A 24,265-nucleotide genomic window follows, 5' to 3' on the forward strand; every position below is an offset into this window, starting at 1 on the left:
TGTCCGCCCGTTCACAAACGACGGCGGCGGGGCGTGGTCAGTCCCACTCCAGGCCGCCGCGGCGCCAGACGTAGGCGTAGGCGACGAACACGGTGGCGATGAACAGGAGCATCTCGACCAGCCCGAAGATCCCCAGGGCGTCGAAGCTGACCGCCCACGGGTAGAGGAAGACGATCTCGATGTCGAAGACGATGAAGAGCATCGCCGTCAGGTAGTACTTGATCGGGAACCGACCGCCGCCCACGGGCTGCGGGGTCGGTTCGATGCCGCACTCGTACGCCTCCAACTTGGCCCGGTTGTAGCGCTTCGGGCCGGTGAGCGAGGCCATCACGACGGAGCCGACCGCGAAGGCCGCGGCGATGGCACCGAGTACGAGGATCGGCGCGTAGGCATTCATAGCCCCGCTCCCTCCGTCCAGTCGTCCTTGACTGCAGATCGGAACCACCAGGTCACCAGCGGTGAACCGATGATCCACTTCGTGAGATCCGGCTCCATGTGAGGCAGTTCACAAAGCCAGGTTGGAGCGCATCCTATGCCTGTCTGCTTGTGATCTGCGACACGCAGTTCCCGACGATCTTTGTGACCTTCGCCACCCGACGAACCCGGACGGAGCAGGACGGGGCACCACTGTTCGACCCAGAGCAGGCAGTTGGCCACATACAGTCGCAACTCACCGCGAAGCGGCTGCCGTTTGACCACGGCCCATATCAATTCTGCGGCGGATCAAGCAAATTTCGGAGTGATCCGGTTTACGTGATAGGGGCACTCACTCGGCAGGTGGACCCCGGTCGGCACCCGCTTGACCCTTCGTTCACAAGCTCTCGGGAACGGCCGCCCGACGCCGCCCCCACTCCGTCCCGGCCAGCACCGCCAGCGCCCCCAGCACCGCGAGCGGCCCGAGCCGGTCACCCGCCAGCGCGACCCCGAACACCGCCGCCCACAGCGGCTCGGTGCCCAGCAGCAGGCTCACCCGGGACGGCGACGTGGCCCGCACCGCCCACAGCTGCACGAAGAACGCGAACAGCGTGCACAGCAGCGACAGGTACAGCAGCAGGCCCCAGCGCTGCCCGTCGAAGGACGCCGCCACCGACCACGGAGCCGGCCCGGCGAACGGCGACGCCACCACGAACACCGCGGTGGCAAACGCCAGTTGGACCCACGTCAGGGCCAGCGGGTCCACCCCGCGCACCGACCGCAGCCGAGCCGTCGCCAGCACGTTCACCGTCCGCGCGCCCGCCGCGCCCAGCACCAGCAGGTCCCCTGCCGACGGCGCCCGCAGCCCGCCGTTCCCGGTCAGCAGCGCCACCCCCAGCACCGACAGGCCCGCCGCCGCCAGGAACGCCCCCGACGGCGCGCTGCGCCGCAACGCCGCCTCCGCGAGCGGCGTGAACACCATCGTCAGGCTGATCACCAGCCCCGCGTTGGTCGCCGAGGTGTGCACCGCCCCGTACGTCTCCAGCAGGAAGACCGCACCCAGCACCAGCCCCAGCAGCGCCCCGCCGCCCCACTGGCGCGCCGTGAGGGCGCGCAGCCGGCCCCACGCCGCCACTCCGAGCACCGGCAGCACCAGAGCGAACCGCAGGGCCAGGACGGCCACCACCGTGTCCGGCTCCGCGACCCGCTTCACCACCAGGAAGCTCGACCCCCACACCACCGCCACCGCCAGCAGCGGCAGATCACGCACGAGGCGGGGGCGGGCAGCAACGGATGCGACGGCCATGGCGGGACTCCCGGTGACGCGGTGGAGAGCCCGTGCACCGTCGAACGGGTCGAAGAACGCCGCACACCCTCCCGCACGCGAACGGCGGCGGGCAAGCGATTTCCGCCTGCCCGCCGCCGCTGTTCGGCCGCCGCCCGGATCAGGCCCGGGGAGCCACCTTCGCGAGGCCGTTGATGATCCGGTCCGCGGCGTCGCCGCCGGTCGGGTCGGTGAGGTTGGCCAGCAGCTTGAGGACGAACTTCATCAGCACCGGGTGGGTGAGGCCGCGCTCGGCGGCGATCCGCATCACCCGGTCGTTGCCGATCATCTTCACGAACGCCCGGCCGAGCGTGTAGTAGCCGCCGTAGGTGTCCTTGAGGATCTGCGGGTAGCGGGCCAGCGCCCGCTCCCGGCCCTCCGGAGTGATCCGGGCCATCGCCTGGACGATGACGCCGGCCGCGAGTTGGCCGGATTCCATCGCATAGGCGATGCCCTCGCCGTTGAACGGGTTGACCATGCCGCCGGCGTCGCCGACCAGCAGCAGGCCCCGGGTGTAGTGCGGCTGCCGGTTGAAGGCCATCGGCAGCGCGGCGCCGCGGATCGGCTCGGTCATGTTCTCCGGCGTGTAGCCCCACTCCTCGGGCATGCCGGCGCACCAGCTCTTCAGCACCTCGCGCCAGTTCAGGTCGCCGAACGCGGGCGAGGAGTTGAGGATGCCGAGGCCGACGTTGGAGGTGCCGTCGCCCATGCCGAAGATCCAGCCGTAGCCGGGCAGCAGCTTCTTCTGGCCACCGCGGGTGTCCCACAGCTCCAGCCAGGACTCCAGGTAGTCGTCGTCGTGCCGCGGCGACGTGAAGTACGTCCGGTAGGCGACGCCCATCGGCCGGGACTCGATCCGGTGCAGGCCCATGGCCAGCGACAGCCGGGTCGAGTTGCCGTCCGCGGCGACCACCAGCGGTGCGTGGAAGGCGACTTCGCGCTTCTCCGGGCCGAGCTTGGCGGTCACGCCGGTGATCCGGCCGGTGCGGTCCTGGATCGGGCCGCTGACGTTGCAGTTCTCGTACAGCCGGGCGCCGGCCTTCTGCGCCTGACGGGCCAGCAGCTCGTCGAAGTCCGCGCGCTTGCGCACCAGCCCGTAGTCCGGGAACGAGGCCAGCTCCGGCCAGTCCAGCTCCAGCCGGACGCCGCCGCCGATGATCCGCAGACCCTTGTTGGGCAGCCAGCCGTTCTCGGTGGACACGTCGATGCCCATGTCCACCAACTGCTTGACGGCGCGCGGCGTCAGACCGTCGCCGCACACCTTCTCGCGCGGGAACTCGGTCTTCTCCAGCAGCAGCACGTCCAGGCCCGCCTGGGCCAGCCAGTACGCGGTGGTGGAACCGGCCGGACCGGCGCCGACCACGATGACGTCGGCGGTGGACTCCACGGCGGTCTCGGTCATTCGGCTCTCTCCTGAGCGCGTCGGGTCACGGGTGGTCGGGTCCGGACCCTCCGGCAACGGAAACGGTGCGGAGCGCCGAACCCTCGCAGTCTACGGGGCCTTGAAGCCGCGGTGGAGAGCCACGATCCCGCCGGTCAGGTTGCGCCACGCCACCTTCGTCCAGCCGGCCTGCTGCAACTCCGCGGCCAGCGCGGGCTGGTCGGGCCAGGACCGGATCGACTCCGCGAGGTAGACGTACGCCTCCGGGTTCGACGACACCTTGGTGGCCACCGGCGGCAGCGCCCGCATCAGGTACTCGGTGTACACCGTACGGAACGGCGTCCAGGTCGGCGTGGAGAACTCGCAGATCACCACCTTGCCGCCGGGCTTGGTGACCCGCAGCATCTCGCGCATCGCGGCCTGGTGGTCCTGCACGTTGCGCAGCGCGAAGGAGATCGTCACCGCGTCGAACGACTCGTCCGCGAACGGCAGCCGGGTCGCGTCGCCCGCGGTCAGCGCCAGTTCGGGGTGACGGCTCTTGCCCTCGGTCAGCATCCCGATCGAGAAGTCGCACGGAACCACGTCCGCGCCGGCCTCCAGGAACGGCAGCGAGGACGTGCCGGTGCCCGCGCCGAGGTCCAGGATGCGCTGGCCCGCGACGGCCCCCACCGCATCGGCCACCGCGCGGCGCCACAACCGGGCCTGGCCCAGCGAGAGCACGTCGTTGGTGCGGTCGTACTTGGCCGCGACGTCGTCGAACATGGCGGCGACATCGTGCGGCTGCTTGTCCAGATGGGCTCGGGTCACGCCCCCATTCTTAACCCAGCCCCACCGGCAACCGTCACCAGGGCTCACCGCAACGCGCGGCGGCCCCCCTTGCGGCGTCGACGCGACCGCTTGCCCTGGGTCAGCGCGGGCATCCCCTCGGCTGCGAACGCCACCGTGAACCCGCCCGCCGCGGCCCGCCCGTCCGCCCGCTTGAGCTGCCGGATCCGGTACAGGCACACCAGGCACAGCAGCGCCGTCAACGGAACCGTGGTCTGCGCCAACCCGACCCCCACCGGCTGCGGATACCGCTTCCCGCACACCCGCACCGCGCGCGCGTCGTCCGCCGCGTGCTCCAGGCAGATCGGGTCGCCGAGCTTCGCCTCCTCCGGCAGCCACAGGTCCGCCGCCGTCAGCCGCCGCCCGTCCGCGACGTACGCGACTTGGCTGTACGTCCCGCTGCCACCCGGCAGTTGGGTCACCGTGCCCTCGATCCGCACCGGATGCGCGTTGATCCGGTCCGCCTGATCGGCCTGCCGCCACCCCAACAGACACATCGTGACGGCCACCACCGCGCTCAGCACCGCCCCCACGTACCACCCCCGACCGGGCCTGGTCCGCGGACGATCGGAGGTGGCGGGTCGCATGCGTCCTGTTCCTGGCTCGGCGGAGTACTGAACCGGGATCGTATCCGCTGGTGGGGCGTCAGGTCACGGGGAGTCAGAACTTGCACACGAACGAGAGCCCCACCCGGGGCCCGGGGGACGGCGGGGCCAGGTCTGCGAGCGATCAACAGGGCGCAAGGCGTTCCGCCGTTTCGGGCCCCGGTCCTTCACCCGCCGCAGCCGTGACCACTCGCCGGCAACAACTGACCTCGCCGTTCTCCCCCGGCCCTGACGGGCCGGGAGGCGCCCCCACGAGCCCCTGGTTCTTCACCGCCTGCGATGGAGCAGGCGTCCGCCGAGGACCGTCGCCAAGCAGTTCGCCCCTCGTTCCACGTCCTCAAGGGTCCGCGCGTCGAACACCGCGAAGTCCGCCGCCCCGCCGACCGTCAACGTCCGGTGCACGGCGGTGCCGAGCGGTTGGCCGTCCAGCGGGTCGAGCGCCCCCGGCGTCCCGTCGCCCGGCAGCACGTGCAGGCCGGAGCGCGTCGCCGCCGTACGGACCGACGGCCGGTCGAACGGACCCGTCACGGCTGTCGCGCCGAAGGCGAGCATGCGTTGGAGCCCCCGGCGGGCGCTGCCGCCCCACCGTTCGTCGGTCAACTCGTCGGGCGGCGCCAGCGGCCGGTCCCCCGACTCCTCGCGCGGGTCCGGGTGGTAGGCGCCCTCCAGCAGCCACCGCCCGTGCCGGTTGACGAGCCCGGGCACCAGCACGCCGTCCCACTCGCGGACTCGTGCCGGGCTCCCGGCCAGCTCGGAGAAGGGCCCGATCTCCGCCACCTTCGCGTCGGCGACCAGCACCGCCCCGTCCACGAGGGGCGGGGCGGTGGGGTCGGCCAGCACCAGACGGGCCCGGTGCAGGGTCAGCACGGAGGGCTCAGTTCGTGGACAGGATGGTCAGCTCGGGGTGCGCGGTGCCGCCCTCGATCGCGGTGGAGGCGATGTGCGAGGCGACCCGCGGGTCGACCGGGTCGTTGGCCGGGTCGTCCAGGACGCGCAGGTGCTGGTAGGTGGTGGAGCGCTGCGCCGGAACGCGGCCCGCGGTCCGGATCAGGTGGATCAGCTCGTGCAGGTTGGAGCGGTGCTTGGCGCCGGCCGCGGAGACCACGTTCTCCTCCAGCATCACCGAGCCGAGGTCGTCCGCGCCGTAGTGCAGCGACAGCTGGCCGGCCTCCTTGCCGGTGGTCAGCCAGGAGCCCTGGATGTGCGCGACGTTGTCGAGGAACAGGCGGGCGATGGCGATCATCCGCAGGTACTCGAACACCGTGGTTTGGGTCGAGCCCTTCAGGTGGTTGTTCTGCGGCTGGTAGGTGTAGGGGATGAAGGCCCGGAAGCCGCCGGTGCGGTCCTGCACGTCGCGGATCATCCGCAGGTGCTCGATCCGCTCGGCGTTGGTCTCGCCGGTGCCCATCAGCATGGTGGAGGTGGACTCCACGCCGAGGCGGTGCGCGGTCTCCATGATCTCCAGCCAGCGCTCGCCGGACTCCTTCAGCGGGGCGATCGCCTTGCGCGGCCGCTCCGGCAGCAGCTCGGCGCCGGCGCCCGCGAACGAGTCCAGGCCGGCCGCGTGGATCCGGGTGATCGCGTCCTCGATGGAGACGCCGGAGATCTTCGCCATGTGCTCGACCTCGGAGGCGCCCAGCGAGTGGATCACCAGCTCCGGGAAGCGCTCCTTGATCGCGGAGAAGTTCCGCTCGTAGTACTCGACCCCGTAGTCGGGGTGGTGCCCGCCCTGGAACATGATCTGGGTGCCGCCCAGCTCGACGGTCTCCGCGCAGCGGCGCAGGATCTCGTCGAGGTCCCGCGACCAGCCCTTGTCGCTCTTCGGCGGGACGTAGAACGCGCAGAACTTGCACGCCGTCACACAGACGTTGGTGTAGTTGATGTTCCGTTCGATGATGTAAGTGGCGATGTGCTCCACGCCCGCGTACCGCCGCCGGCGCACCGCGTCGGCGGCCGCGCCGAGCGCGTGCAGCGGGGCCGAACGGTACAGCTCCAGCGCCTCTTCGGCGGTGATCCGGCCGCCCTCGGCCGCGCGGTCCAGAACGGCCTGCAGCTGGGCGGCGGAAAGGTTCTGCTCGGACACCTGGCGGGCCTGCTTTCATCGTCGGAGGGGCGTCCCGCCCAGCCTACGCCAGCGCTTTTCCGCCCCTGCTCAGCCCTGCTGCTGCTTCGCCAGGTCCCCTTCCGGGTCGGTGCCGAGCTGTGCCCCGGTGACCGAGACGTGCAGGCCGCCGCCGTCCAGCAGGGTGTACGTCTGCGTCTCCGACTCCAGGCCGCAGCCGGACTGCGGGCCGTCCAGCCGTTCCCGGAGGGTGATCGCCTTGGCGTCGACCGACACCAGGGTGAGCACGCCGCGGCAGACGGTGCTGCTGAACGACGAGGCGTTGCTGGTCCGTCCGACGTCCTCGCCGACCTTCCCGGCGGTGAAGGTGGCCGTGAAGGTGGACGGGAGCGGGACCACCTTGGTGGTGATGGTGCCCTTCCAGGTGCCGAGGAACCCGCCGGGTAGCGCCTTCCCCTCACCCGTCGCGGCCGGACTCCCCGACCGGCTCCCGGACGGACCCGCCGACGGGCTCCCGGACGGACTCGCGGGCGGGCCGCCGACGGCCGGGTCCTGGGCGGCAGGGTGCGTGGCGCCCGGTTCGGGCTGCCAGGGCAGCGTCCCGGTCGCGGCCAGTCCGCCGTACAGCGCGCCCAGCAGCACCGCCCCGACCGCCGCCGCGGTCCACGCCCGGCGCCGCCGTCCGCGTCCCCGACGTGCGGTCACCGCGTCGACCGGCCCCCCGTCCAGTGCGGTGGGCACCCGGTCCGCGACGGCGGGCATCGCGGGGCCGGGCGCGCTGTCGGCCTCCAGGTCGAGCAGTTCGACGGCGGCGCGGCCGACGGCGGCGGCCAGCGGGCCGGGCAGCCAGGTCTCGGGGCCGACGGCGGCGGCGCCGGGGGCGAGCCGGGCCCGCAGTTCGGCGGGGGTGGGCCGGTGGGCCGGGTCCTTGGCCAGGCAGGCCGCCACCGCCTCGCGCAACTCGCCGTCCAGGCCGCGCAGTTCCGGCTCCTCGTGGAGCACCCGGTAGAGCAGGACGGCGGCGCTGACGCCCTCGCCGAACGGGGCGGCGCCGGTGGCGGCGAAGGCCAGCAGGGCGCCCAACGAGAAGACGTCGCCGGCCGGTCCGACCGGCGAACCGGCGGCCTGCTCGGGCGACATGAACCCGGGCGAGCCGACCACGTACCCGGTGTGGGTGACCGAGGCGGCGGCGTCCAGCGCCCGGGCCACCCCGAAGTCGATCAGCCGGGGGCCGTCCAGGGTGAGCAGCACGTTGGACGGCTTGACGTCCCGGTGCACCAGGCCCAGCGCGTGCACCTGTTCCAGGGCTTCGGCCAGCCAGGCGCCGAGGGCGTGCGCGGAAGGCACCGGCAGCGGGCCGCCGGTGTGCACGGCGGCGCCGAGCGAGGGGCCGGCGATGTAGCCGGTGGCGACCCAGGGGCGGGGGCCCTCGGTGTCGGCGTCCAGGACGGGCGCGGTCCACCGGCCGCCGACCCGGCGGGCGGCGGACACCTCCTGGCGGAACCGGGCCCGGAACTCCGGGTCGTCGGCGAGCTCGGGGCGGACCACCTTGACCGCGACGGTCCGCCCGCCCGCCGTCCGCCCCAGGTACACCCGCCCCATGCCGCCGGCCCCGAGCCGCCGCAGCAGCCGGTGCTCGCCGATCGTCGACGGGTCGTCAGCCGTCAGCCGCTCCATGACCGTTCCCCCTCCGGCGCGGGCCGTCGCTCCTCGGCGGCGACGGGCCCTTCTGGACCGGTCCGATCATCCCAGGGCGGTCACCGGTCCGACACAGCCGTCCTCAGACCGCCGCGACCGGTTCCGCCGCGGCCGGTTCCAGCAGCCGGATCGTCACGTCCGGTGCGAAGCCGCTGTCGTGCGCGACCCGGCGGGCGAACTCGGCCAGGCCCGCCAGCTGGCGCTCGCCCAGCGAGAAGTCCAGCGCCTCACTGAAGTACCGCTCCAGCAGCGGCGCGTCGAACGCCTCCCAGCGGGCGGCCTGTTCGGCCACCATGGCGGCCTCGGCCAGCGAGAGGTCGCGGGACTCCAGGAACGCCCGGTGCACGGCGGCGGTCAGCTCCGGGTGCTGCTCGACGTACTCGCGGCGGGCGGCCCAGACCGCGAAGACGAAGGGCAGGCCGGTCCACTCCTTCCACATCGCGCCGAGGTCGTGCACGGCCAGCCCCTGCCGGGGGGCCTGCTCCAGCGAGGCGCGCAGCGCGGGGTCGCCGATCAGCACGGCGGCGTCGGCCTCGGCGAGCATCGCGTCCAGGTCGGGCGGGCAGCTGAAGTACTCGGGGCGCACCCCTTCGCGCTCCTCCAGCAGCAGCCGGGCCAGCCGGACGGAGGTGCGGCTGGTCGAGCCGAGCGCGACCCGGCGGCCGTCCAGTTCGGCCAGCGGGAGCTTGCTGACGATCACGCAGGACATCACCGGGCCGTCGCTGCCCACCGCGATGTCGGGGAGGACCATCAGCCGGTCGGCGTTGCGCAGGTACTCCACACAGGTGATCGGGCCGATGTCGAGGTCGCCGGCCACCAGCCGGTCGCTCAGCTTCTCCGGGGTGTCCTTGGTGAGGTCGAGATCGAGCAGGTTCCCCGTGCGCGCCAGCCCCCAGTAGAGGGGAAGACAGTTGAGGAACTGAATGTGTCCGACCCGCGGCCTGACCGCCGCCGCCGGCTGTTCGGCTGCCCGACTGCTCACCGTGTGCTCCCTTGCCGTTGGTGCTCTCCCGGCAGGGTATGCCTGCTGCTCCGAGGGGTCCGCACCCGGTGCCCGACACACCGTTCGGGGGCCCTCCGACACGCTCTCCGACACCTCCGTCGGCCCCTGGTCGGGGCCGCCACCGCGTGCTACCGTTCACACCAGTTGCAGTTTGATTCCCCTTGCAGTACTTGGAGCCTGCGGAGCGTGTAACCGCAGGCTTTTTGTAATTTTTCAGCAGTATCAGGCATCAATTGAGCATTGATTGAGCACTGTGCGAAAAACTCCGGACTCGTCCGGAGGCAGGGCGATCAGCGCAGCGGACCCGGGCGCCACAAGGTGTGGTGTCCACTACGTCCCTTGCAAGGAGAACGGTATGGCGACCGGAACCGTCAAGTGGTTCAACGCCGAGAAGGGCTTCGGCTTCATCGCCCAGGAGGGCGGCGGCCCCGACGTCTTCGTCCACTACTCCGCCATCAACGCGACCGGCTTCCGCTCGCTGGAGGAGAACCAGGCGGTCAGCTTCGACGTCACCCAGGGCCCGAAGGGCCCGCAGGCCGAGAACGTCGTCGCAATCTGACATCTCTCACTTCTCTGATCGCTCACGGCCCCTCGGGTCCGTATGAGTAGCAGTTCCAAGGGGGCCCGCCGTTCGGCGGGCCCCCTGCCTTTTCCCGCATTTCCCGACCCGCCGTTTCCGTCCGCATTCCGGACGGAATTCCGGGAATGCGCCGACCCCCCACCTCGGCCGGGTCCGACCCCGCTCCCCGCGCCGCCGCCCGTCCGGGGGATCATCGAGAAATGCTCCGCGTCCGATCCGCCCACCGCGCCCTCGACCGCACGCTGCACCGGATCGGCATCGACGGCTACCTCCTGCTCCTGCTCGGCACCGTCCTGCTGGCCACCGTGCTGCCCGCCCGGGGCGCCGCCGCGAGCGCCGTCACCGGCGGCGTGCACCTCGCCGTCGGCCTGCTGTTCTTCCTGTACGGCGCCCGGCTCTCCCCGCAGGAGGCGCTGGCCGGGGCCCGGCACTGGCGGCTGCACCTGCTGATCCTCGGCTGCACCTTCGTGCTGTTCCCGCTGCTCGGCGAGGCCACCCGGCTGCTGCCCGACGCGGTGCTGCCGCCGGAGCTGTTCACCGGCGTGCTGTTCCTCACCCTGCTGCCGTCCACCGTGCAGTCCTCGATCGCGTTCACCTCGATCGCCGGCGGCAACGTCGCCGCCGCGATCTGCGCCGCGACCTTCTCCAGCCTGCTGGGCATCGTGCTGACCCCGCTGCTCGCCGCCTGGCTGCTCTCCGGCGCCTCCGGGGTCGCCATCGACGGCGGCCAGGTGCTGGACGTGGTGCTGCAGCTGCTGGTGCCGTTCGCCGCCGGGCAGCTGCTGCGCCGCTGGGTCGGTCCGTGGATCGCCCGGCACCGGCTGGTGACGCAGCTGGTGGACCGCGGCTCGATCCTGCTGATCGTCTACAGCGCGTTCGGCGAGGGCGTCCGCGAGGGCAGCTGGGGCCGGGTCACGACGGGCCAACTGCTGGCGCTGGTGGCGCTGTCGACGGCGCTGCTGGCCGCCGTCCTCGGCTTCACCCACGTCGCCTCCCGCCGGCTCGGCTTCGCCCGCCCGGACCGGATCACCATCCAGTTCTGCGGCTCCAAGAAGTCCCTGGCCAACGGCCTGCCGCTGGCCACCATCCTGTTCCCGGCCGGCGCGGTCGGGCTGACGGTGCTGCCGCTGATGCTGTTCCACCAGATCCAGCTGATGGTCTGCACGGTGCTCGCCCGGCGCTGGGCCCGCCATGCCCCTGACGCATCGTCAACAGCTACGCTGCACGGGTGACTTCACTGCCGGACACCCCGCAGACCCGGGTCGGCGCGGCCGAACGCGACGCCGCCGCCGAACGCCTCCAGCAGGCCTACGCCGAGGAGCGGATCACCCACGAGGAGATGGAGCAGCGCCTGCAGCAGGCGCTCACCGCCACCACCCGCGCCGAACTCGACCTGGTCACCGCGGACCTGCCCGCCGACCCGCGCGGCGACGCCGACACCGCCACCCTCGCTGCCGGCGGCGGCCGGATCGTCCGCCGCGGCGCCTGGCGGGTGCCCCGCACCCTGAAGGTCGCCTCCGCGTTCGGCAAGATCCGGCTCGACCTGTCGCACGCGGTGATCGAGCACCCGGTGGTCGACATCGAACTCGGCCTGGGCTTCGGCCGCGCCACCATCACCGTCCCGCACAACGCCACCGTCGACGTGGACGGCGTCCAGGGCGGCTGGAAGGCGGTCCGCTACCGCCCCCCGCGCCACGCCACCCCCGGCGGCCCGCACATCCGCATCACCGGCACCTCGGGCTTCGGCCGCGTCCGCATCCGTCACGCCCGCCGGCGCTGACCGGCGGGCGGCTTCAGAACTCCGAGGTGTCGAGCCGCACTCCGAACGGCTCCGGCAGTTCGATCGGCTCCCCGAACGGCAGCGGCCCGACCACCCGGGTGTACCCGAGCGGCCCCGGCTCCGCGAACAGCGTGCAGGCCCGGTCCCGGCGGTCGATCAGCAGGTAGAGCGGGGCCCCGTATTCGGCGTACCTGCGCGGCTTCACCACCCGGTCGGTGTCGCCGTCGGAGTCGGACGTCACCTCGACCACCAGCAGGGTCTGGTCCGGGAGAAGTGTGTCGCCGTCCTTGGACAGCGCGCGGGGCACGATCGCAATGTCCGGAATGTACCAATTGCTCGACCCGGGGAGATCCAAATCGCCGGAGCCCATGATGCAGCTCAACTCGCGGGCCTTGTCCCGTATCTGTTCGCGGACCCCGTCCACCAATGTCTCGTGCCCCCACCTCGGCACCAGCGGCTCAATGACCCCGTCGATGATCTGGACGCGTTCACCGGCGTGGTGCTGGATCGCGTACTTCAGGGCTTGTTCCGGATCGACGGAGTCGTACGGCAGTTCGCCGGGCAGAGCACTCATCGCCCCCTCCTTGCGTCGGCCCCACGCTACTGACCGGCCCGGCGCGCCCCAAGCAGTCTCACTCCAACGAGCGACGGCCCGCACCCCCCGGCGAGGGTGCGGGCCATCGACGTGAGCGACCGTCAGGCGGCGGCCGGCACGGCGGCCGGGCGGTCCTCGGCGAGCAGGTCACCGGTCGGACGGTTGTAGGCGGCGAGGTCGAGGGTCTTCTCGCGGGCCGAGACCAGGATCGGGACGACGACCTGACCGGCCACGTTGGTGGCGGTGCGCATCATGTCGAGGATCGGGTCGATGGCCAGCAGCAGGCCGACGCCCTCCAGCGGGAGGCCCAGGGTGGAGAGGGTCAGGGTCAGCATCACGATCGCGCCGGTGAGGCCGGCGGTGGCCGCGGAGCCGATCACCGAGACGAAGGCGATCAGCAGGTAGTCCTTGATGCCGAGGTCGATGCCGTACACCTGGGCGACGAAGATCGCGGCGAGCGACGGGTAGATCGCGGCGCAGCCGTCCATCTTGGTGGTCGCGCCGAACGGGGCGGCGAACGACGCGTACTCGGACGGGACGCCGAGGCGCTCGGTGACGCGGCGGGTGACCGGCAGGGTGCCGACCGAGGAGCGGGAGACGAAGGCCAGCTGGATCGCGGGCCAGGCGCCCTTGAAGAAGTTCAGCGGGTTGAGGCCGCCGACGAAGCGCAGCAGCAGCGAGTAGACGCCGAACATGACGATCGCGCAGCCGACGTACACGTCGATGGTCAGGGTGGTGAAGGGCTTGAGCAGGTCCCAGCCGTACAGCGCGACGGCCTTGCCGATCAGGCCGATGGTGCCGAGCGGGGCGAGCCGGATGACCCACCACAGGGCGGTCTGGACGAGTTCGAGCACGCTCTCGGAGAGCTTGCGGACCGGGGCGGCCTTGTCGCCGAGCTTCAGGATGGCCGCGCCGACGACCACGCCGAGGAAGACGATCTGGAGGACGTTCACCTTCAGGAAGGCGTCGGCGATGTTGGTCGGGATGATGCCGGTCAGGAAGTCGATCCAGCTGCCGCCCTTCTCCACGCCCTTCACGCCGGCGGTGGAGATGTTCGCGCCCTTGCCGGGGTCGGTGAGCAGGCCGAGGCCGAGGCCGACGGCGACCGCGATCAGCGAGGTGGCGAGGAACCAGAACAGCGTGCGGGCGGCCAGCCGGGCGGCGTTGGTGACGTTCCGCAGGTTGGCGACCGAGACGATGATCGCGGTGAAGACCAGCGGCGGGACCGCCAGCTTGAGCAGCTGGACGAAGGTCTTGCCGACGGTGTCGAGGGTGGTCTTCAGCCAGGACACGTCGCCGGACCGGGCGATCCAGCCGAGCAGCAGGCCGAGGACGAGGCCGCCGACGATCTGGACCCAGAACGGGGTGCGTCGGATGCGTCCCAGCAGCGTGGGCGCGGTTTCGGGCGCGGTGGACATGGGTGTGCGACTCCGGGAGAGGCAGGGGTGGGGTGGGTGCGGAGGCGGCGGCACGCCGGACGCGGGGCCGGGTGGGGAGACCCGGGGGCCGACAGCGGAGCTGTCAGGGCGTCAGGAGCGGCGTGTCGCCCGCATACAGCCGCCGGAGCGACAGCGGCACGGGCCGTCCAGGGCACCGGGCAGACGCGGGCAGCGGGACATGAGCGGAGTGCTCGTCCCTGCCTGGTGCGCGGCGTCTGCGGTGGTCATGGTCGGTAGATTAGCAGTAAACCTTTGAGATCTTCAAAGTACTTGTTTGAGGTCGTTCCCGAACGACCCTTATCTGACGGAGCATCAGCTCGAACGGCCCACACAGGGCCGCTTTGAGGTCGGCTTTGACGCCCGTCCGGTTATACGTATAACTTGAGCCTCGTCGAGACCCCCCGGAAGGACCCCATGGGCTACGCCGCGCTGCTCCGCGCCCCGCACGTCACCCGGCTGCTGGTCGGCACCCTGATCGGACGACTGCCCGCCGGCATGACCGCGCTGGTGATCGCCCTCGCCCTGCGCGAGGCCGGCACCCCGTACAGCCGGATCGGCCTGGCCACCGCCGCGTACGCGATCGCCGCCGCGATCGGCGGCCCCGCCCTCGGCCGGATCGTCGACCTCACCGGCCAGCCCCGCGTCCTGCTCGCCTCCGCCACCCTGGCCGGCGGCGGCTACGCGCTGCTCGCGCTCGCCCCGGGCTCCCCCGTCGCCGCCCCGCTCGGCGCGGCGATCGCCGGCCTGTGCATGCCGCCGCTGGAACCCTGCCTGCGCTCGCTGTGGCCGGACGTGGTCGAGGAGGAGCAGCTCGACACCGCCTACGCCTTCGACTCCGCCTCCCAGCAGGTGCTGTACGTCGCCGGGCCGCTCGCCGTCGCCGGCATCGCCGCCGCGTTCTCGCCGTCCACAGCCCTGTGGACAGCCGCCGCGCTCGGCCTGGTCGGCTCGCTGGTGGTCGCCACCACCGCCCCCGCCCGCCAGTGGCAGGCCCCGCCGCGCGCCGAGTCCGCCGGACTGCTCGGTCCGCTGCGCTCCCCCGGACTGGTCCTGCTGCTGGTCGGCCTGAGCGGCGCGGGCTGGACGGTCGGCGCACAGGCCGTGCTGTTCATCGCCTACGCCGAGCGCCACCCGGGCGGCCTGCCCGGCGGCGGCGGCACCCTGCTGGCGCTGGCCGCCCTGGCCGGCCTGCTCGGCGCGCTCGCCTACGGCGCGGCCTCCTGGAAGGCCGACACCGCCACCCGCACCTGGGTGCTCGCCGTCGTCATGGCGGCCGGCTCGCTGCCGCTGCTGCTCCTGCCCGGCCCGCTGCCGATGGCCGCGCTCGCCTTCGTCTCCGGCCTGGGCCTGGCCCCGCTGCTGGCCGCCGCGTTCGTGCTGGTCGCCGAACTCGCCCCGGCCGGCACCGTCACCGAGGCATTCGCCTGGCTGGTCACCCTGTTCGCCACCGGGAACGCGGCCGGCTCCGCGACCTCCGGCCTGCTGGTCGACACCTCGCTGCAGGCCGTCGCGCTGTGCTCCGTCGCCGGCATCGCCCTCGGCGGCCTGCTGCTGCTCGCCACCCGCTCCCGGCTGCGCCCCGCCCGGGTCGTGCTGGCCGCCTGAAACCGCTCGCCGGGACGGCCCGCGGCCTGCTTGGATGCGCCGCATGACGAGCATCCAGCTGCCCGCGGGCTACACGGTCTCCACCGATCCGGCGCTCCTCGACCGGGAGTCGGTGCACCGCTGGCTCTCCGAGGACGCCTACTGGGCGCTCGGCCGGCCCCGCGAGAAGCAGGACCGGGCGATCGACCACTCCCTCAACTTCGGCCTGTACGAGCAGACTTCCGGCCGCCAGGTGGGCTACGCCCGGGTGGTCACCGACCACGCCACGTTCGCCTGGCTGTGCGACGTGTACATCGCCCCGCCGGCCCGCGGCCGGGGCCTGGGCACCGCACTGACCGCCGCCGTCCGCGACCACCTGGCCGAACTGGGGCTGCGCCGCCTGCTGCTGGCCACCCGGGACGCGCACGAGGTGTACGCCAAGGTCGGGTTCAACCCGCTCGCGCTGCCGGAGAAGTGGATGGTGCTCGGCGAGCAGTAGCCGCGCTCAGGCCGGCGCGGTGGACCGCCGCACCACCAGCGAGGTCGCCAACGGGGCGGTCGGCGGCGGCAGTTCACCGCCCAGCAGGGCCACCAGAGTGGCCAGGCCGGTGCGGCCGAGCTGCTCGCCGGGCAGGTCGACGGTGGTCAGCGGCGGGCTGAGCAGCTCCGCCACCGGGATGTTGTCCATGCCGACCACCGACAGGTCGCCGGGAATCCGCAGCCCCGACTCGTCCGCCGCCTGGTACAGCCCGGACGCCACCACGTCGTCGTCGCACACCACCGCACGCGGCCGGTCCGGCCCGGCCAGCAGCTCCCGGGCCACCCGCGCCGCCTCCCGGTTGCCCTCGTTCAGGCTGACCGCCCGCTCCTGCACGACCAGCTCCGCGGACGCCGCCGCGAACGCCGCCTGCCGGACCCGGAAGGTGTGCGCGGAGTGCACCGAGCGCAGGTAGCCGATCCGCCGGTGGCCGAGCTCCGCCAGGTGGTCGACGGCGGCCCGCATGCCCGCGGTCAGGTCCAGCTCGACGGTGGGCCGGCCGGGGTTGGCCGCCGGATCGGCGTCCAGGAACACCGCCGCGGTGTCGGCGGGCAGGCCGCCGAGCTGCTTGTCGTCCGGGGAGCAGATCAGCAGACCGTCGAAACGGCCCGCGGCCGCGGCTTCGGCGAGCGTCGCCGCGTCCCAGCCGCTGGAGACCACCACCGAGAGACCGTGCCGGGCCGCCTCCTCGTGCACGCCCGTCAGCACCCGGCCGAAGAACGGGCCGAGCAGGTTCGGCACCGCCAGCAGCACCATGCCGCTGCGGCCCAGCCGCAGCTGCCGGCCGGCCGCCTGCGGGCGGTAGCCCAGCTCCCGGGCGGCGTCGTGGATCCGCTGCCGGGTGGCGTCCGAGACCCGGTGCCCGGCGCTGCCGGAGAACACCAGCGAGACGGTCGCCTGCGACACTCCCGCCAGCCGGGCCACGTCCCGCCCGGTCGGCCGCCGTCGCGCCCCCTCGCCGGACCCGGAGTCCGACACGCCGTCAGCCGGCCTGCGCCTGCCGGGCGGCGGCGGCCCGGGCCGCGTCGTCCGCCTCGTCCTCGGCGGCGTCCCGAACGGCGGTACGGACCTTGCGGTTCTCGATCCGGTCCGCGATCTGCGCCGACATCTCGTCGCGCTGCTTGCTCAGCACCACGTAGCTGATCGCCGCGGACGCCACCATCGCCAGCGCGAACACCAGGATCAGCCCCAGGTCACCGACCACCGGGATCACCCCGAAATGGGCCAGCAGCAGCGCGACCAGCAGGCAGGCCAGGAAGATGCTCGCCCGCAGCGAGGTGTAGCGGAGCGTCGCGTTGATCTTGCTGCTCACCGGGGATCGTCCTTCACTGCCGGGTCGCGCCACGGGGCACGAGGGGGTAATGGCCCTCCCAGTGAAGCACGACCTCACACCGTCCGGGCTTCAGGGGCTCGGAGGGTGCGCACTCAGGAGCTCGTGGGGGCACCTCCCAGCCCGCCAGGGCTGGGGGAGAACGGCGAGGCCAAGTCTGCGGAGGATCATCAGGGCACTTTGCGTTCCGCCGTTTCTGGTCCCCGCCTCGAGACCCGCCGCAGCCATGACCAACCGCTGTCCTCGACCGTCAGCAACTCGGCCTCGCCGTTCCCCGAGCCCCTGAATGCGCGCCCGCCGCCAGCGCGAGGCAGCACCCCACCGCCACCACGCACAACGCCCCCGCCGCGTACCAGGTCGCGTCGTAGTTCCCGAAGCTGTCCCGGGCCACTCCCGCCAACCCCGCCACGATCGCCGCGCCCACCTGGTGGGCGGCCAGCACCCACCCGAAGACGATCGGCGCGTCCGCCCCGAAGTGCCGTCGGCACAGTGCGACGGTCGGCGGCACGGTCGCGACCCAGTCCAGGCCGTAGAAGATCACGAAGGCGAGGATCGGCGGCCGCAGGCTCTCCCCGAACAGCGAGGGCAGCATCGCCAACGAGAGCCCGCGCAGACCGTAGTAGGCGATGAGCAGCCGGGTGGAGTCGAACCGGTCGGTGAACCACCCGCTGGCGATCGTGCCGACCACGTCGAAGACCCCGATCAGGGCGAGCAGCGAGGCCCCGGTGGTGACGGGCATGCCGTGGTCGTGGGCGGCGGGGATGAAGTGGGTGCCGACCAGGCCGGCGGTGGTCGCGCCGCAGATCGCGAAGGACGCGGCGAGCAGCCAGAACGCCCGGCTGCGGGCGGCGTCGCGCAGCACCCGCAGCGAGCGGGCGATCGCCGAGCCGTCGACCACCGGTGGCGCGGGCGCCTCGGTGGCCCCGTACGGCAGCAGGCCGAGGTCGGCGGGGCGTTCGCGCATCAGGATCAGCACGGGGACGGCGACGGCGGTGGCGGCGAGCGAGATCACCACCACCGCGGTGCGCCAGCCGTGGTTCTCGACCAGGGCGGCGAGCAGCGGCATGAAGATCAGGTTCCCGGCGGCGCCGGCGGCGGTGAGCACGCCGGTGACCAGTCCCTGCCGGGCCTGGAACCAGCGTCCGGAGATGGTGGTGGCGAACGCGCCGGCCATCGAGCCGCTGCCGAGTCCGACCAGGACGCCCCAGCAGAGGATCAGCTGCCAGGGGGCGGTCATCAGGACGGTGAGCCCGGCGCCGACGGAGATGGTGAGCAGCGCGCAGACCACCACCGGGCGGACGCCGAAGCGGTCCATCAGGGCGGCGGCGAACGGGGCGGTGAGGCCGTAGAGGGTGAGGTTGACGGAGACGGCGCTGGAGATGGTGGCGTGCGACCAGCCGAACTCGTTGTGCAGGGCGTCCATCATCAGGCCGGGCGCGGAGCGGAAGCCGGCAGAGCCGACCAGGACGACCAGCGAGACGGCGGCGACGATCCAGCCGTAGTGCAGGCGCGGGGCGGGACGGGGCGGGGCCGGGTCGGCGACGGGCGTGGTGGTGAGTTCGTTCACCCGTCGAGTCTGCGGTTCCCGGCCCCGCCGGCACGACGGGATTTGCTGCCATCCGCCCGCAAGATCCGGACGACTTCAGTGCCCGCCGGCGACCGGTCCGGCGTCGGGGACCCGGCGCAGGCCGCGGATGGGCGGGCTGAGCAGCAGGGCGGCGGCGGTCAGCACGGTGACGACGCCGCCGACCACCAGGACGTGCTGGGCGCCGAAGGTCTCCATGGCGGGGCCGGCCAGCGCGGAGCCGAGCGGGAACATGCAGACGGATCCGGCCACTTCGTACGCGTGGATGCGGTTGAGGACCTCGCCGGGGACCTGGGTCTGCACGCTGGTGGCCCACATGACGCCCCAGAAGCTGATGCCGATTCCGGAGACCAGCATGGCCGCGCCGAGGACCGGCCAGGGCAGGTCGAAGGCGAGCGCGAACTGCTGGAGGGGGAAGACCAGGACGGCGAACGCGCCGGCGGCGAGCGGGCGGACGGGCTTGAGGCGGATCGCGATCAGGCCGCCGATCACGGTGCCGGCGCCGAACATGCCGTTCAGGACGCCGAACACGGTGGCGCCGTGGGCGGGCACCACCAGCGAGCCCAGCAGCGGGGTGAGCGGGCCCCAGGAGAGCACCGTGAAGATCATCCAGATCACGATGACGCCCCACATCCAGCTGCGGGCGCGGAACTCGTGCCAGCCCTCGACCAGGTTCTTCCACAGGCTGTCGCCGGGCGGCGGCGCGGGGACCGGGCCCAGCCGCAGCGCCAGCAGCGTGCTGGCGCTGATCGCGTACATCACGCCGGCGATGACCATCACCCAGCCGGTGGAGGCGGCGGCCAGCAGGCCCGCCAGCGGCGGCCCGGCCAGGGTGGTGAGCGCCTCGGATATCCGCAGGATGCCGTTGGCGCCCTGCACGTCGCGGGCCACCAGCGGGACGGTGGAGGCGGCGCCGGGCTGGAACATGGCGGCGGCGGTGCCGGCCAGCGCGAGCAGCAGGTACAGCTGCCAGAGCTGGTCGATGCCGCGGAAGAACAGCACCGCGAGCAGGACCCGGGTGGTGAGGTTGAGCAGGTCGGCGAAGATCATCAGCCGGCGGGCGGTGAACCGGTCCGCGAGGACGCCGCCGACCAGCACCAGGCCGGCGAACGGGGCGAGCAGGAAGGCCATCGCGTAGCCGACCGTGGAGGCCGAGTGCCCGGAGGTGAGCAGTCCGGTGGTGACGGCCACGGGGAGCATCGCGTCGCTCAGCAGGCCGGCCGAGCGGGCGGTGAAGTAGAGCCGGAAGTTGCCCGACCAGATGGCGGGACCGGCGGGGATGCTGACGCGCGGGGTGGGGGCGGTGTGGAGTTCTGGTGCGGTCACGTTCGACAGTTTTGGTCCAGACCACCACTGGTTTCCAGTGATTTTGGGTCACGATGCGGCGTCCGACCGGCAACTGATCGGACGGCGGCCCGCCGTGCGCGCCCCGAGCACGGCACGGCGGGCCGCCGTCCGGGTCGGCGTCCGGGCCCTGAAGCCGTGACGCCCGGCGTTCCGATCTCGCCGAGGTTCCGGGCGGAGCGGCCAACGACCCCCTGAGTGTCGGCACCGCCCGGACTCCCTCGGCGTCCCCTCGCAACGAAACGCCGCACCCAAGAGTGATCAGTCGGATACGTCACGTCAATGGGTTGTCGGAAATTCAGATGGATCACCCGGAGCGCGAACAGCGCACGCGTGGCACGCCCGGACCTGCCGACCCGCGTTCAGCGCGCCGAGGCGACCGGCTGCGCCGCCCGTTCGCACACCGCCACGGCCGGGCCGATCTCGCACCACACCCGCTTGCCGGAGCCGTCCGGGTACCAGCCCCAGCGCTCGCACAGCAGCTCCACCAGCTCCAGGCCGCGCCCGTTGGTGGCCTCCGCGTCGGCCCCGGCGTGCCGCGGGGCGGGGGCGGCGCAGCTGGCGTCCGCGACCTCCACCCGGAGCCCGGGCGGGGCGTCCGGGCCGGCCGGCATCAGCAGCCGCAGCACCGCCGGACAGCCGGTGTGCACCACCGCGTTGGTGACCAACTCGGAGACCACCAGGACCAGCGTCTCGGCGACCGCCGAGTCCGGATCGAGCCCGCCCGCCTGCAGTCGGGCCCGCACCCAGCGCCGGGCCCGTGAGACCTCGGCCGGATCCGCCTGGACCGCCAGCTGTACCTGAAGTACCTGCACCGTTCCACCACCCGCACTCGGTATTCGGCCCGCTTGATCCCGCCGGTCCGGTCGGCCGCGCCTCGGGGAGGCCGCCGATCCGCACTGCCCATGGCATCGACACGAATACGCCCCAGAATGATTCCGGGACCAGGTCGCAGCAAGAGCTTCGGGCATATTCCAGCGTTCGGGGGATGTCTCGGTGCATACTGTCCCGCTCACCCTGCCGGGGTTCGCACGACCGGTCGGCGGCACCGCTGCCGCGGGTACTCCCGACCGTACTCCCCACGCCCCGTCACCACCGGGCCGCCACGAGCGGAACCACCCTTCCTACATATGTCCAGCGGCCCTCGAACAGCGCCGCCGGACGGCCGGTGTGCACCCGTCAGGCGAACACCACGGTCCGGGTGCCGTTCAGCAGCACCCGCCGCTCGCTGTGCCACTTCACCGCACGGGCCAGCGCCTGGCACTCGACGTCCCGGCCGAGCGCCACCAGCTGCTCCGGCGTCACGTCGTGGGTGACCCGGGCGACCTCCTGCTCGATGATCGGGCCCTCGTCCAGGTCGGCGGTGACGTAGTGCGCGGTCGCGCCGATCAACTTCACCCCCCGGGCGTGCGCCTGGTGGTACGGCCGGGCGCCCTTGAAGCTCGGCAGGAACGAGTGGTGGATGTTGATCACCCGGCCGGGCAGCTCCTTGCACAGGGCGTCCGACAGCACCTGCATGTAGCGGGCCAGCACCACCAGCTCGACCCGCTCCCGGTCGACCAGCTCCAGCAGCTGCTGCTCGGCCTGTGTCCTGGTGTCCTTGGCGACCGGCAGGCAGTGGAACGGGACGCCGTAGGACTCGGTCAGCTCCCGGAAGTCCGGGTGGTTGGAGACCACTCCGACGATCTCCACCGGCAGCGCCCCGATCCGGGTCCGGAACAGCAGGTCGTTCAGGCAGTGCCCGAACTTGGAGACCATCAGCAGCACCCGCATCCGCTCCGCGGCCTCGTGGATCTGCCAGTCCATCCGGAACGAGGCGCCGACCGCGGCGAACGACGCCCGCAGCTTCTCCGCCGACACCGGCTCCTCGGCCGAGAAGTGCACCCGCATGAAGAACAGCCCGGTGCCGGCGTCGCCGTACTGCTGGCTGTCGATGATGTTGCAGCCGGTCATGAACAGGTAGCTGGAGACCGCGTGCACGATGCCCTGCTTGTCCGGGCAGGACAGCGTCAGAACGTACTGGGAGTGGGCAGTCTCGGCCATGTCTCGGGGTCCCGTTTCTCGGCTCTGGTGCGGACGGACCGCCCAGCCTGGCACAAATCCCCCGGCCGCGCGGTCACCGCCCGCCACCCGAGACCACGCGTCCGCCCCGGCGCTCAGCCGTGCGCGGTCAGTTGCCGCAACTCGGCCAGCGTGGACGGCGGCAGGTCCGGATCCGTGCCGTCGTTGGCGGCCAGCCGGTGGTGCGCCTCGCGCGCCGCCTGCACCGCCTCCGGCCACTCCCGGTGCCCGAGGTAGACGGCCGCCGGGGCGTCCTCGCCGACCTGGTGCACGATCCGCAGCACCCGCAGCACCGCGGCGTCCACCGCGACCGCCTCCGCGGAGTCCCGGAACACCGAGCCCACGTACTTCTCCGCCGACCAGCGGTCCAGCCAGCTGTCCTCGACCAGCCGGTACACCGCGTCGGAGAGATCCCCGTAGCCGCCCTGCCCGTGCCCGTCCAACCAGGCCGTCCGCTGGAAGCCGGGGTCGGAAAGCATGTGCAACGCCGAACGGATCCGGGCGCGCCAGCGCCACCAGGGCAGGTCAGTCAGGGGCATGACGCCCATCGTGCTGGAGCGGCCGCCCGGACGAGAAGAGTTTCGGGCAGAACGGTACGGAGAATCCACGCTGTCGGACACGGGAGTCGATCGTACGTTCCTCCACCGACCCCGTTCCACACGCGTCATCACATCCACGCGCCCGGAGTTCCTTCCCCGTTGGCGGTCCGTTCACATCGCGTCCCTCTCGCCGTGTGCGGCCGCGACCACCCTTGACCCGCCGAACCTGCGCAACGGAGCACGGGTCAGTCCCCGCAGTGTCCAGGGAGGAACAGCGCACCATGACGCGGACCGGAACCCCCCACCCGTCACCCGCCGTCAGCGGCCGTCGCACCACCACCGCCGCCCTCGCCGCCGGCCTGGTGCTGCCCGCCCTGCTCTCCGCCACCGCCTGCGGCGGCCCGGCCGCCGCCGACTCCACCGCCCGCGACGTCACCGTGATGACCTTCGCCCCCGCCGGCACCGGCGCCGCCGACCGGCCGGGCATGACCGCCCTCGCCGAAGCCATCGGCCGCGACCTGAACGCGCACGACGGCCTGGGCGGCCGCAAGGTCCACATCCTCACCTGCAACGAGCACGACACCACCGACGGCGCCACCGCCTGCGCCGACCAGGCCGTCAACGCCCACGCCGTCGCCGTGGTCGGCTCCGCCAGCCAGTACGGCAGCAACTTCATCCCCGTCCTGGAAGCGGCCGGCATCCCGTTCATCGGCGGCTACGGCCTCTCCACGCCCGAGTTCAGCAGCCCGCTCTCCTACCCCGTCAACGGCGGCACCCCCGCCCTCGTCGCGGGCAGCGGACGCCAGCTGATCGAAGCCGGCTGCAAGCAGATCGCCCTGATCCGCCCCGACAGCCGGGCCGGCGACGCCCTGGTCAGCTACCTCAACACCGCCGTCAAGCAGACCGGCATCAAGGTCACCGACATCAAGGCCCCCGAGAAGTCCAACGACTACTCCCCCTACACCCGACGGGCCATCGGCGACGACCGCCCCGGCAACTGCGTGCTCTCCGCCCTCGGTGCCGAACCCACCGGCAACCTGCTCGACCCCTACCGCCGCGCCAACCCCAGGAACACCCAACTCGCCTCGGTCATCGGCTCCTTCCAGCAGTCCGTGGTCGACTCCACCGGCGGCGACAACGGCCCGCTGCGCGGCGCGTACGCCACCGGCTGGTTCCCCGCCGAGAGCTCCCCCGTCTGGGACAACCTGCGCGCCACCGTCCGCACCTACGGCAACGGCACCACCATCGACGTCTCCGACCCCGGCGTCCAGACCACCTGGGTCGCCTACACCGTGCTGCGCCAGGCCGCCGGCCGCGTCGACCCGTCCCGCCCGCTCACCGCGAAGGCCCTGCAGACCGTCCTCGACAGCGGCGACCCCATCGACACCGCCGGCACCACCCCGCCCCTCGGCTGGGGCGTCACCAACATGCTCCCCACCGCCGACTCCCCCCGTCTGGTGAACACCTCCGTCACCTTCCAGCAGGTCCGCAACGGCCGCCTGACGGAACAGCACCAGGGCTTCACAGACGTCCGCACGATCCTCGCGGGGTAGACACCCTGGGGCGCTGGGGGTCCCC

Annotated in this window: 24 protein-coding genes; 6 read left to right on the forward strand and 18 right to left on the reverse strand. The window is 72.5% G+C overall.

The features are described 5' to 3' along the window. Positions 1-37 precede the first annotated feature (37 nt). From CG736_RS19690 to CG736_RS19730, 9 genes are all read right to left on the reverse strand, one after another. Positions 38-397 carry an NADH-quinone oxidoreductase subunit A gene (locus CG736_RS19690; RefSeq protein ID WP_014137597.1) on the reverse strand — a complete coding sequence of 120 codons (360 nt, stop codon included), beginning with the start codon at positions 395-397 and terminating at the stop codon, positions 38-40. Between the two features lie 414 nt (positions 398-811). Continuing rightward, on the reverse strand, positions 812-1,720 hold the full coding sequence (locus CG736_RS19695) for a DMT family transporter (RefSeq protein WP_100587507.1): 909 nt from the start codon (positions 1,718-1,720) through the stop codon (positions 812-814). A gap of 139 nt (positions 1,721-1,859) precedes the next feature. Further along, a complete protein-coding gene (locus tag CG736_RS19700) occupies positions 1,860-3,140 on the reverse strand; it encodes a geranylgeranyl reductase family protein (protein ID WP_100587508.1) in 1,281 nt (426 codons plus the stop codon). Positions 3,141-3,230: 90 nt separating this feature from the next. Further along, positions 3,231-3,926, reverse strand: coding sequence for a demethylmenaquinone methyltransferase (locus tag CG736_RS19705; RefSeq protein WP_043915667.1), 696 nt, complete (start codon positions 3,924-3,926; stop codon positions 3,231-3,233). 44 nt (positions 3,927-3,970) lie between these two features. Beyond that, positions 3,971-4,531, reverse strand: coding sequence for a hypothetical protein (locus CG736_RS19710; protein ID WP_100587509.1), 561 nt, complete (start codon positions 4,529-4,531; stop codon positions 3,971-3,973). Positions 4,532-4,816: 285 nt separating this feature from the next. Beyond that, on the reverse strand, positions 4,817-5,416 hold the full coding sequence (locus tag CG736_RS19715; protein WP_100587510.1) for a hypothetical protein: 600 nt from the start codon (positions 5,414-5,416) through the stop codon (positions 4,817-4,819). Positions 5,417-5,423: 7 nt separating this feature from the next. Then, positions 5,424-6,632, reverse strand: coding sequence for a cyclic dehypoxanthinyl futalosine synthase (gene mqnC / locus CG736_RS19720; RefSeq protein WP_100587511.1), 1,209 nt, complete (start codon positions 6,630-6,632; stop codon positions 5,424-5,426). A gap of 69 nt (positions 6,633-6,701) precedes the next feature. Beyond that, on the reverse strand, positions 6,702-8,288 hold the full coding sequence (locus CG736_RS19725) for a serine/threonine-protein kinase (protein WP_100587512.1): 1,587 nt from the start codon (positions 8,286-8,288) through the stop codon (positions 6,702-6,704). 103 nt (positions 8,289-8,391) lie between these two features. Next, complete coding sequence (locus tag CG736_RS19730; RefSeq protein WP_100587513.1) at positions 8,392-9,291, reverse strand: menaquinone biosynthetic enzyme MqnA/MqnD family protein; 900 nt, start codon at positions 9,289-9,291, stop codon at positions 8,392-8,394. 376 nt (positions 9,292-9,667) lie between these two features. Here CG736_RS19730 and CG736_RS19735 point away from each other — a divergent pair, with 376 nt between their 5' ends. The 3 genes from CG736_RS19735 to CG736_RS19745 all read left to right on the forward strand — a co-directional run bounded on the left by CG736_RS19735 (position 9,668) and on the right by CG736_RS19745 (position 11,672). Continuing rightward, a complete protein-coding gene (locus tag CG736_RS19735) occupies positions 9,668-9,871 on the forward strand; it encodes a cold-shock protein (RefSeq protein ID WP_043915662.1) in 204 nt (67 codons plus the stop codon). Positions 9,872-10,092: 221 nt separating this feature from the next. Next, complete coding sequence (locus CG736_RS19740) at positions 10,093-11,124, forward strand: bile acid:sodium symporter family protein (RefSeq protein ID WP_100587514.1); 1,032 nt, start codon at positions 10,093-10,095, stop codon at positions 11,122-11,124. Next, positions 11,121-11,672, forward strand: coding sequence for a DUF1707 domain-containing protein (locus tag CG736_RS19745; RefSeq protein ID WP_100587515.1), 552 nt, complete (start codon positions 11,121-11,123; stop codon positions 11,670-11,672). Before CG736_RS19740 ends, CG736_RS19745 begins: the two co-directional genes overlap by 4 nt. Before the next feature lie 13 nt (positions 11,673-11,685). On the opposite strand, the gene CG736_RS19750 is transcribed toward CG736_RS19745, so the two are convergent. Beyond that, positions 11,686-12,246 carry a Uma2 family endonuclease gene (locus CG736_RS19750; RefSeq protein WP_100587516.1) on the reverse strand — a complete coding sequence of 187 codons (561 nt, stop codon included), beginning with the start codon at positions 12,244-12,246 and terminating at the stop codon, positions 11,686-11,688. A 122-nt stretch (positions 12,247-12,368) separates the two neighbouring features. Then, positions 12,369-13,685 carry a dicarboxylate/amino acid:cation symporter gene (locus tag CG736_RS19755; protein WP_043915658.1) on the reverse strand — a complete coding sequence of 439 codons (1,317 nt, stop codon included), beginning with the start codon at positions 13,683-13,685 and terminating at the stop codon, positions 12,369-12,371. 402 nt (positions 13,686-14,087) lie between these two features. Here CG736_RS19755 and CG736_RS19760 point away from each other — a divergent pair, with 402 nt between their 5' ends. Further along, positions 14,088-15,311 carry an MFS transporter gene (locus CG736_RS19760; RefSeq protein WP_232734074.1) on the forward strand — a complete coding sequence of 408 codons (1,224 nt, stop codon included), beginning with the start codon at positions 14,088-14,090 and terminating at the stop codon, positions 15,309-15,311. A gap of 43 nt (positions 15,312-15,354) precedes the next feature. Next, complete coding sequence (locus CG736_RS19765; RefSeq protein WP_100587518.1) at positions 15,355-15,789, forward strand: GNAT family N-acetyltransferase; 435 nt, start codon at positions 15,355-15,357, stop codon at positions 15,787-15,789. 6 nt (positions 15,790-15,795) lie between these two features. On the opposite strand, the gene CG736_RS19770 is transcribed toward CG736_RS19765, so the two are convergent. From CG736_RS19770 to CG736_RS19800, 7 genes are all read right to left on the reverse strand, one after another. Then, the gene (locus CG736_RS19770) at positions 15,796-16,806 is read right to left on the reverse strand and encodes a LacI family DNA-binding transcriptional regulator (protein ID WP_100587519.1); all 1,011 of its coding nucleotides are present in this window, start codon (positions 16,804-16,806) and stop codon (positions 15,796-15,798) included. A 4-nt stretch (positions 16,807-16,810) separates the two neighbouring features. After that, positions 16,811-17,140, reverse strand: a complete 330-nt coding sequence (locus CG736_RS19775; protein WP_157815651.1) for a DUF4229 domain-containing protein — start codon at positions 17,138-17,140, stop codon at positions 16,811-16,813. A 268-nt stretch (positions 17,141-17,408) separates the two neighbouring features. Next, entirely contained in the window at positions 17,409-18,725 is a 1,317-nt protein-coding gene (locus CG736_RS19780; RefSeq protein ID WP_100587521.1) for an MFS transporter, read from the reverse strand. A 75-nt stretch (positions 18,726-18,800) separates the two neighbouring features. Then, positions 18,801-20,069, reverse strand: coding sequence for an MFS transporter (locus CG736_RS19785; RefSeq protein WP_232734075.1), 1,269 nt, complete (start codon positions 20,067-20,069; stop codon positions 18,801-18,803). A gap of 380 nt (positions 20,070-20,449) precedes the next feature. Next, positions 20,450-20,902, reverse strand: a complete 453-nt coding sequence (locus tag CG736_RS19790) for an ATP-binding protein (RefSeq protein ID WP_043915651.1) — start codon at positions 20,900-20,902, stop codon at positions 20,450-20,452. A 364-nt stretch (positions 20,903-21,266) separates the two neighbouring features. After that, positions 21,267-22,130: a formyltetrahydrofolate deformylase gene (purU, locus tag CG736_RS19795; protein WP_100587522.1), complete on the reverse strand. Its 864-nt coding sequence runs from the start codon at positions 22,128-22,130 to the stop codon at positions 21,267-21,269. Between the two features lie 113 nt (positions 22,131-22,243). Then, positions 22,244-22,687 (reverse strand): hypothetical protein, encoded by a 444-nt coding sequence (locus tag CG736_RS19800; protein WP_232734076.1) that lies wholly within the window; start codon positions 22,685-22,687, stop codon positions 22,244-22,246. Positions 22,688-22,968: 281 nt separating this feature from the next. Here CG736_RS19800 and CG736_RS19805 point away from each other — a divergent pair, with 281 nt between their 5' ends. Further along, positions 22,969-24,240: an ABC transporter substrate-binding protein gene (locus CG736_RS19805; protein ID WP_100587524.1), complete on the forward strand. Its 1,272-nt coding sequence runs from the start codon at positions 22,969-22,971 to the stop codon at positions 24,238-24,240. Positions 24,241-24,265: the final 25 nt, after the last annotated feature.

This window comes from Kitasatospora sp. CB02891, assembly GCF_002803145.1.
GTDB lineage: Bacteria > Actinomycetota > Actinomycetes > Streptomycetales > Streptomycetaceae > Kitasatospora > Kitasatospora griseola.